Origin of the sequence: Planktothrix sp., from assembly GCF_046067725.1 — a bacterium.
Taxonomy (GTDB): domain Bacteria; phylum Cyanobacteriota; class Cyanobacteriia; order Cyanobacteriales; family Microcoleaceae; genus Planktothrix.
Genome location: NZ_JBJUDF010000290.1, coordinates 1 through 6142, shown reverse-complemented (window position 1 = coordinate 6142; position 6142 = coordinate 1). Strand labels below are relative to the sequence as shown.

Sequence of the window (6142 nt, the reverse complement as noted above, 5' to 3'; positions counted from 1 at the left end):
GCGATTTCCTGTAATTGTAATTTGATTGGGTTGTAAGGTGGTTTCAACTTGAGCATTTGCTACTGTGGGAGACAAGAAATAAAGAACAGGTAAGATTAGTCCAGCTAAATATTTTTTCATAGTTGAAGGTGCAATCTAATTTGGTAATTTGTACATAAAATTTAGACTCACGATAACCATTTCAACTCAACCAGGAGATCAGAAACCGGGTTTCTGCAAAAATCTTGAGCTTCTCGCTGAGATTAAACAGAAAAACCCGGTTTCTAGTTGACAATTTCACAAGCAGATCAGAAACCCGTTTCTAATTCAAACTTTATTGATAAGCCTCCATCGGTAAACAAGAACAGACAAAATTGCGATCGCCAAAAGCATTATCAATGCGTCCCACAGCCGGCCAGAATTTATGTTCCTTTGTCCAAGGTGCGGGATAAGCCGCTTGTTCACGGGAGTAGGGATGATTCCATTCACCACACAGTAATGATATTGCTGTATGGGGAGCATTTTTTAATAGATTATTAATAGCATCCATTTTCCCGGATTCTATTTCTGAAATCTCTTGACGAATGGCAATCATCCCATCACAAAACCGATCTAATTCTGCTTTAGATTCACTTTCAGTGGGTTCTACCATCATTGTTCCCGCCACAGGCCAAGAAACCGTCGGCGCATGGAATCCATAATCCATTAACCGTTTTGCAATATCATCAACTTCAATCCCTGCGGATTTCTTCACAGACCGTAAATCTAAAATACATTCATGGGCAACAAATCCTTGATTTCCTTTGTATAAAATCGGGTAATAATCATCTAAACGACGGGCAATATAATTCGCATTTAAAATCGCCACTTTTGTCGCTTCTGTTAATCCTTTTGCCCCCATCATGGCAATATACATCCAAGAAATCACCAGAATACTCGCACTCCCCCAAGGTGCCGCCGATACCGCCCCAATGCGGTCATTTCCTGTGAACTCCACCACCCCATGACCCGGAAGGAAAGGAACCAAATGGGACGCAACTCCAATCGGCCCCATTCCTGGCCCGCCACCGCCATGAGGAATACAGAAGGTTTTATGCAGGTTTAGGTGACAGACATCCGCCCCAAAATCCCCCGGACGACATAACCCCACTTGGGCGTTCATATTCGCCCCATCCATATACACTTGTCCGCCATTGGCATGAATAATATTACAAATCGCTTCAATTCCGGTTTCAAAAACGCCGTGAGTTGAAGGATATGTTATCATTAATGCAGCTAAATTCTCTTGATGTTTTTCGGCTTTTGCTTGTAAATCATCAATGTTAATATTACCTTGATCATCACAAGCGACAGGTACTACTTTAAAGCCACACATCACCGCACTGGCGGGGTTTGTGCCATGAGCAGATTCAGGAATTAAACAAATATTTCGGTGTAATTCTCCTCGATTTTCGTGATATTGACGAATTACTAATAATCCGGCATATTCACCTTGGGAACCTGCATTCGGTTGTAAAGAAATTCCGGCAAATCCTGTAATCTCAGCTAACCAATTTTCTAACTGTTCAAATAGAATTTGATAACCTTCGGTTTGTGATTTGGGTGCAAACGGATGGATTTTGCCAAATTCCGGCCAAGTTACCGGAATCATTTCTGCCGTTGCGTTTAATTTCATCGTACAGGAACCTAAAGGAATCATCGAGGTATTTAACGATAAATCCTTGGTTTCTAAGCGATGAATATACCGTAAAAGTTCCGTTTCTGAATGATAACGATTAAAAACTGGATGGGTTAAATAGGGAGATTTGCGCGTAAAGGTGGTAAGATTTTCGGAGGGTTTTAAAACCTCTTCAACGTTAAACGGTAACTCTGAACCCGCAAAAATTGACCATAAATCGATGACATCTTGAATTGTTGTGGTTTCATCTAAACTCATCCCAATTGTTTGATGATCAATGACTCGAAGGTTAATTTCTTTGGCTTCGGCGGCTTGGAGAATTTCGGTTAAAGATTTTTCCCCTAATTTAACATTAATAGTATCAAAAAAGGGTTCTGTTCCAATCACATAACCTAAGCGTTTTAACCCTTCAGCTAAAGTCAAGGTTAATTGATGAATCTTTTGGGCGATTTGTTGCAATCCAGATGGCCCATGATACACCGCATATAAACTGGCAATGACCGCTAATAAAACTTGGGCGGTACAAATATTACTGGTAGCTTTATCGCGGCGAATATGTTGTTCACGGGTTTGTAATGCTAACCGCAACGCCGGGTTTCCTTGAGCATCTTTAGAAACACCCACCATCCGACCCGGAACGTTCCGTTTATATGTTTCTTTGGTGGCAAAATAAGCTGCATGGGGGCCACCATAACCAAGGGGAACCCCCAGCCGTTGGGTACTTCCGACGGCAATATCGGCTCCGAATTCCCCCGGAGGTGTTAACAGCGTTAAACTTAAAATATCCGCCGCTACTGTCACTAAAGCGTGATGGTGATGGGCGGTTTCAATAAAATGACGATAGTCATAAATTGCCCCATCACTAGCTGGATATTGCAGCAAACAACCAAAAATTGGAGTATTAAAATCAAAGGTGCGATGATCTGCTATGATGACTTCTATTCCTAATGGAACCGCACGGGTTTTAACAACATCAATCGTCTGAGGATGACAATCTTTTGAGACAAAAAATCCGTTAGCTTTGGTTTTAGAAACGGCATAACTCAAGCTCATAGCTTCCGCCGCCGCCGTTGCTTCATCTAATAAGGAAGCGTTGGCAATTTCTAATCCGGTTAAGTCAATAATTAGGGTTTGAAAGTTGAGTAAAGCTTCTAAACGACCTTGGGCAATTTCCGCTTGATAGGGAGTATAAGCTGTATACCAACCGGGGTTTTCTAAGATGTTCCGTTGAATCACACCGGGTGTGATACAATCAGAATAACCCATACCAATAAACGAACGATACACTTGATTTTTAGAAGCGATCGCTTTTAATTGATTTAGGGCTTCATATTCACTTTTAGCGTCAGGTAATTGTAAGCTACGGTTGAGGCGAATGGTTGAGGGAATCGTTTGATCAATTAAAGTTTCTAAATTGGAAATCCCCAATAATTTTAACATTTCTTGAATCTCATCACCATTGGGGCCTAAGTGTCGTTGCACAAAACCCGGTTGTTCACTGGGGGGGTTATGACTCGTAGAAGTAGAAGATGACATCGTTTCAATTTGGGTGTTCGCTGATGAGGTAATCTCTAACATGAAACTCCGAAAAGGGTTGACGGTTAACGGTTGCTTTGTTGATATTTCGTTACAATAGTTTACCAAAACTTTTAACAAAAGTGGGGTTTAGGGTTTTTGAATCATTAACTGATAAGCTTGATGTAAAATTTTGATCGGTTCAGAGCGAGTTTGAAGAAATTGATCAATTCCTTTACGAGTATCTTCTTCAGGATGTTCAGGATCTCGATATTCATAATCATCAAAAATCATAATTCCTCCCGGTTTCAATAATTCCCAAGACAGTAAAGCATCTTGAAACACCACAGAGGCTAAATGACAACCATCAATATAAACAAAATCATAGGTATTAGCAGGAAGAGTGGGTAAGATTTCTTGAGAATATCCTTCTAATTTAATAACTTTTTCAGCAACTCCAGTTTTAACAAGATTCAGGTCAAATTCATCTCGAAAGCTTAAATCAATACAAGTCATTTTTGCCATTGGATGGGTTAAAATTTGATCCAATAACCAACAAGCCGACATTCCTTGAAAGCTACCAATTTCTAAACCTTGAATACCGGGAAGATTGGCTAAAGCATGGAGGACTTTTTCCCAATAGGGAATGTTAACACTAAACCAATCTTTTGTAAAGTGATAATTTTTTTCAAGACTCCTACTCCATCCTCGTAATTGATGGGATTTTTGATGGGCTTGAATTGCGGTTTCTACTTCTCCAATTTCCGATAAAAAGTTTCCTAAGTGAGTGTAAGAGTGGGGTAAATCAGGATTTAATTCAATTGCTTTTCGAGAAGCTGCGATCGCTTCTTCCCACTGTTTCTTATAACTATAAGCTCGACTTAAAGATAAATAAATAAAAGGGTTTTTATCTTCTAATTTTAGAGCTTCTTGGTAAGCGGTGAGCGCAGCATCCCATTGTTGTAATTTAAACTTAATTTCTGCAATTTGAAAATGAGGTAAATAAGCGTTAGGATTGAATTCAATGACACGCTGATAAGCTTGAATTGCCGTTTCCCATTTTCCTAAATCCTTATAAATATTCCCTAAAGCCATATAAGATTGAAACTGTAGATGATTACTTTCAATGGCTTTATGGTAAGCTTCAATGGCTAGATCCCATTGTTGAAGTTGACGATAAGCTTCCCCTAAATTATGATACGCTTCAGATCCATTAGGATTAGCTTGAATTGCATTTTTATAACAAAAAATTGCCGATTCAATTTCTTGCTTTTGAAACAATCTGTTTCCTAAATCTAAATGTTCAGTAAATGTCCCTAAATTGGGTTCTAAATGAAAAGCTTTATCCCAAAAAATATCAGCTTCTTCGTCTCGATTAACTTGATGAAGAACTTGAGCTAAGTTTCGATAAATAACTGCTACATTAGGATTCAATTCAATTGATTTTTTATAATTAGAAATAGCGGTTTCAAAATCCTGTTTCTGGCTATAAATATCTCCTAAACTTCCATAGACCTCTGCATAATTAGGTTTTAATTTTAATCCCTTTTTGTACCAAAATTCAGCTTGTTCAAAATCTCTTTGAGCTTGCCAAATTGAGCCTAATGTTTGACAAATGGGAGCATATTCTGAGTCGATATTTAGAGCTACCAAACAAACAGAAACTGCTTCATCAAATTGTTGATGAGCTAAATAATAATTTGCCTTTTGATACAAATATTTAATCAGATTTTTTGGATTTAAAGATGAGTCCATTCGCGGATTATAAGTCGGGTATTCGGTGTGGAAGGTTGAGTCTGGGAGGGTTGCGTCTCAACCCTCATCCGTCTTTAACCTAAACAGTGATTAGTTTCCATTTTTACCGTTGTTTCTTGTTTCTTCAGGAGAAGGTGGAGTTAATAAAGGACTATTGATCGGTTTCAAGACAGCTTGAATTGTTTTTAAGAAACGGTTAGGTTTGACTGCTTTACAATTTAATAATTGACGTTCTTTAACTTTTTTAGCTAAATGTCGCATGACCGATAAATCTAATTCATCAATAAAATGATCCGCAATTCGTTCTCCCATCAGTTCAATTGCTTCAGAATATTGTTCCATTAATAATTCCAAAGCTTGGGAGGCTTCGGTTGTGATTTCATCAGGAACAGGATTTTGCTTAACAACAGAAGGTTCTGTTTCTACTTTTTTAGGTTCTATCCGATTCAGGCGATGAGCTAAAAAATTTTGATATTCATCAACGGTCATTCCTAAATTATAAATATGATGATGAACATGATCAATTAAATCGACTTCTGAGGGCGTAAATAGACCATCCTGTTTATAAATTCCATGTAAACTCGCCCAAGTTTTTAGGGTGTTAGCATCATGAAGTTGATAACGATCTAACAGTTGAGTCGTTGTCATATTGGTTTCCGGGGTGGGTTTAAAATCACTCATCGATAAATCCTCATGAGAACAGATTAGGGAAGAAAATTTTAATAGAAACTAAATTTATAGAGTCAGTTCCATCAAAGCAGCCATCAAACTGATGATTTTTTTAGTCATTATCCGTATTATCCCTGATTTTGGCAAGATTTTATCCCATGACTGTTTTGTTCTTTTTGCTGTGGGGTGAAACTTTGAACCAAACCATCCATATTGACACTCTCAGGTCTGAAGACGCTGAGATTCTAACTTCAACCTAGAATTGTAAGTATGGATCTCCCATTTTCCCAACAATTTAAGTTTACCAATCCCATTTTTATCAGTAAAGGTGATTTGTCTTTTAGTTGGGTGCAATGACCAACCTGATGTTTTGTATTCAACGGAACGGCAATCTTTCTGGAATTGGGGATATCCTTTTTTACCTGAAATCTTTTTCTTACAATTGTCATAAAAACGACTAATGGCAGTCCATCCCCCCTCGGCTGCGGATTGAACTGCCATTGAATTTAGATCGTTAACAAACGAGAATTCTTTTCTGAGAATTGT

At 38.3% G+C, this 6142-nt stretch carries 3 protein-coding genes and 1 pseudogene; all 4 read right to left on the bottom strand.

The genetic code is table 11. The features are described from left to right. Window positions 1-313: 313 nt before the first annotated feature. The gene (gene gcvP, locus ACKPEB_RS18000) at window positions 314-3193 is read right to left on the bottom strand and encodes an aminomethyl-transferring glycine dehydrogenase (protein ID WP_408966342.1); all 2880 of its coding nucleotides are present in this window, start codon (window positions 3191-3193) and stop codon (window positions 314-316) included. Between the two features lie 129 nt (window positions 3194-3322). Beyond that, window positions 3323-4927, bottom strand: coding sequence for a tetratricopeptide repeat protein (locus ACKPEB_RS17995; protein ID WP_408966341.1), 1605 nt, complete (start codon window positions 4925-4927; stop codon window positions 3323-3325). A 90-nt stretch (window positions 4928-5017) separates the two neighbouring features. Further along, window positions 5018-5608 (bottom strand): hypothetical protein, encoded by a 591-nt coding sequence (locus tag ACKPEB_RS17990; RefSeq protein ID WP_408966340.1) that lies wholly within the window; start codon window positions 5606-5608, stop codon window positions 5018-5020. A 210-nt stretch (window positions 5609-5818) separates the two neighbouring features. Next, window positions 5819-6142 (bottom strand): annotated as a pseudogene (locus ACKPEB_RS17985) (RNA-guided endonuclease TnpB family protein); the annotation flags it as partial.

What these genes read in the sequence shown, in the direction of transcription:
- gcvP (WP_408966342.1), bottom strand. Translation starts at nt 3,193, where the DNA reads ATGTCATCTTCTACTTCTACGAGTCATAACCCCCCCAGTGAACAACCG.
- ACKPEB_RS17995 (WP_408966341.1), bottom strand. Translation starts at nt 4,927, where the DNA reads ATGGACTCATCTTTAAATCCAAAAAATCTGATTAAATATTTGTATCAA.
- ACKPEB_RS17990 (WP_408966340.1), bottom strand. Translation starts at nt 5,608, where the DNA reads ATGAGTGATTTTAAACCCACCCCGGAAACCAATATGACAACGACTCAA.